2 protein-coding genes and 1 pseudogene are annotated in these 3,306 nt (G+C 63.9%); all 3 read left to right on the top strand.

Translation table 11 applies throughout. The features are described from left to right. Window positions 1-221: 221 nt before the first annotated feature. Window positions 222-1,820 (top strand): UbiD family decarboxylase, encoded by a 1,599-nt coding sequence (locus BVER_RS28360; RefSeq protein ID WP_050456080.1) that lies wholly within the window; start codon window positions 222-224, stop codon window positions 1,818-1,820. Then, window positions 1,817-2,800 carry an asparaginase gene (locus BVER_RS28365; protein ID WP_050456081.1) on the top strand — a complete coding sequence of 328 codons (984 nt, stop codon included), beginning with the start codon at window positions 1,817-1,819 and terminating at the stop codon, window positions 2,798-2,800. The genes BVER_RS28360 and BVER_RS28365 overlap by 4 nt, the downstream gene beginning before the upstream one ends. 25 nt (window positions 2,801-2,825) lie before the next feature. Further along, window positions 2,826-3,182 (top strand): annotated as a pseudogene (locus tag BVER_RS28370) (LysE family translocator); the annotation flags it as partial. Window positions 3,183-3,306: the final 124 nt, after the last annotated feature.

Here is a 3,306-nt window from a genome sequence, read left to right on the forward strand (position 1 = left end):
GCGAAGTTCCAAACTCCCAGGAAACCATTCAGATCAATATTGCTTCTGGGAGTTCTGGGAAACACGATCTTCCGGCGGCCCCTTGCCACCCTTGACTTCGACTAATTCTGAAGGGCCGACTACGTATGTAAAATCAACAATCGCTTAGCGCGCAGCTGAACCGCTCTTATTCGGTGCCTTTTTGATATCGTTTCGGCGCCCGAGCTTCCTATCGACCATCGATGAAATATAAAGATCTGCGCGACTTCACCGCCCGCCTCGAAGCGCTCGGCGAACTGCGCCGCATTCGGCAGCCCGTCTCACCCGTCTTCGAAATCACCGAACTCTCCGATCGCGTGCTGCGCGCGGGCGGACCCGCGCTGCTGTTCGAAAAGCCCACTGGCCACGACATCCCCGTGCTCGCGAATCTGTTCGGCACGACGCGGCGCGTGGCGCTCGGCATGGGTATCGAAACGGAAGCGCAGACCGGCTCCGATCTCAGCCTCGGCAGCGATACGGCCGCGCTCGGCTCGTTGCGCGATGTCGGCCGTCTGCTGTCCGCGCTCAAGGAGCCGGAACCGCCGAAGGGTCTCAAGGATGCCGGCAAGCTGCTGTCGCTTGCCAAGGCCGTGTGGGACATGGCGCCGAAGTCGGTCAGCGCGCCGCCTTGCCAGGAGATCGTCTGGGAAGGCAACGATGTTGATCTCAATCGCTTGCCGATTCAAACCTGCTGGCCCGGCGATGCCGGTCCGCTGCTGACATGGGGACTCACCGTCACGCGCGGCCCTAACAAGTCGCGGCAGAATCTCGGCATCTACCGGCAGCAGTTGATCGGGCGTAACAAGCTCATCATGCGCTGGCTCGCGCATCGCGGCGGCGCGCTCGATTTCCGCGAGTTCGCGCTGGCCAATCCGGGCAAGCCGTATCCGGTCGCCGTGGTGCTCGGCGCCGATCCCGCGACCATTCTGGGCGCGGTCACGCCGGTCCCCGATTCGCTGTCCGAATATCAGTTCGCCGGGCTGCTGCGCGGCTCGCGCACCGAACTCGCCAAGTGCGTGACGCCGGGCGTCGATACGCTGCAAGTGCCCGCGCGCGCGGAAATCGTGCTGGAAGGCTTTATCTATCCGCAGGACGGCACGCCGCCCGCCGCGCCCGAAGGCGCGTCGCCGCGTCCGTCGTCGGGGGCATCGGCGAAATACGAGCACGCGCTCGAAGGTCCGTATGGCGATCACACCGGCTACTACAACGAACAGGAGTGGTTCCCGGTCTTCACCGTCGAACGCATCACGATGCGGCGCGATCCGCTGTTCCATTCGACCTACACCGGCAAGCCGCCCGACGAGCCCGCCGTGCTCGGCGTCGCGCTGAACGAAGTCTTCGTGCCGCTGTTGCAGAAGCAGTTCACCGAGATCACCGACTTCTATCTGCCGCCCGAGGGATGCAGCTACCGCATGGCCATCGTGCAGATGAAGAAGAGCTATCCCGGCCACGCCAAGCGCGTGATGTTCGGCGTGTGGAGCTTCCTGCGGCAGTTCATGTACACGAAGTTCATCGTCGTGGTCGATGAAGACGTCAACGTGCGCGACTGGAAGGAAGTGATCTGGGCGATCACCACGCGCGTCGACCCGACCCGCGACACGGTGATGGTCGACAGCACGCCGATCGATTATCTCGACTTCGCCTCGCCCGTAGCGGGCCTGGGCTCGAAGATGGGACTCGACGCCACCAACAAATGGCCCGGCGAAACGTCGCGCGAATGGGGCCGCCCGATCGTGATGGACGAGGCGGTCAAGCGTCGCGTCGATGCGCTCTGGACCGAAATCGGACTGGACAGCAAATGATCGCGGCGACGCTTTATCGAGGCGATGTCATCGAGAACACGCACGCGGCGCATGTCGCCGTCGTCGATGCCGATGGCGCGCTTTTGTACTCCTTCGGCGATCCGCATCGCGTGACCTTGCCGCGCTCGGCGGCGAAGCCCGCGCAGGCGCTCGCCGTGATGGAAACGGGCGCGCTGGAACGCTTCGGTTTCGACGATGCCGATCTCGCGCTCATGTGCGCGTCGCACAGCAGCGAGCCGCGTCATATCGAACGCGTCCGCGCGATGCTCGCGAAATCGCAGGCGAGCGAAAGCGACTTGCGCTGCGGCGGCCATCCGCCGATTTCGGACGCCGTGTATCGCGACTGGATCAGGCGCGATTTCACGCCGACGGCCGTCTGCAGCAACTGCTCGGGCAAGCACGCCGGCATGCTCGCGGGCGCGCAGGCGCTGGGCGCATCGCGGCTCGATTACCACTTGCCCGATCATCTGTTGCAGCGGCACGTGAAGCGCGTGATGGCGCAGGCCGTCGATCTGAACGAAGACGACGTGCAATGGGCCATCGACGGCTGCAATCTGCCGACGCCCGCGTTTGCGCTCGATCGTCTCGCGCGGCTGTTCGCGAAGATCGCCGCCGCGCCCGAGGGTACGCCGCTCGCGCGCATCCATCGCGCGATGACGACGCATCCCGAACTCGTCGCGGGCGACGGGCGCTTCTGCACGCTGCTGATGCAAGCCTTCGATGGCGCGCTCGTCGGCAAGACCGGCGCGGACGCGAGCTATGCGATCGGCGTGCGTCGTCCGGAAGGCGTGATCGGCATTGCGGTGAAGGTCGAGGATGGCAACACGGCGGTGCTCAACGCGGTCGTCGTGCGCGTGCTCGATCTGCTCGATATCGGCACGCCGGAACAACGTCGCGCGCTCGATGCGTTCCGCAACCCCGTCGTGCGCAATACGATGGGCGTGCCCACCGGACGGCTCGATGTGAGCCTCACGCTTTAACCTCATCCCTAAGTTAGCAATCAAGATGCACGCGTGGTCCTTGCTGTCGGACGGCTTTTTTCTGTCGCTGTCCCTGTGTCTCGATATCGGCATCGCCAATGTCGCGATTATTTCGCTGGTGCTGTCGCACGGCTTCAAGCCGGGACTCGTGCTCGGTCTCGGCACCTGTTTCGGCGATCTGTTCTATGCGGCGCTCGCGCTCGCGGGCATGTCGGCGCTGCTGCAGTTCACGCCGGTGCGCTGGATCGTGTGGATCGGCGGCGCGATCGTCTTGATGTTCCTGACCTGGAAGATGGCGCGCGAGGCGCTTTTCCCCGCGTCCGCGCCACCCGTCGAAGGCGAAGCCGATGCAAGCACGCCGCGTCAGAGTTACCTCAAAAGTCTGGCCTGCAAAATTGAATTTGCCGGAATGGACCCGACGACGCAGTCTGGTGCAGACGTAAACGCACATCTCAGCCAGGTCTGCAGCGCACGAGTAGAGGTTGAGGCATGACGTTGAGCTGAAA

The sequence above is a fragment of the Candidatus Burkholderia verschuerenii genome (assembly GCF_001189365.1).
Taxonomy (GTDB): domain Bacteria; phylum Pseudomonadota; class Gammaproteobacteria; order Burkholderiales; family Burkholderiaceae; genus Caballeronia; species Caballeronia verschuerenii.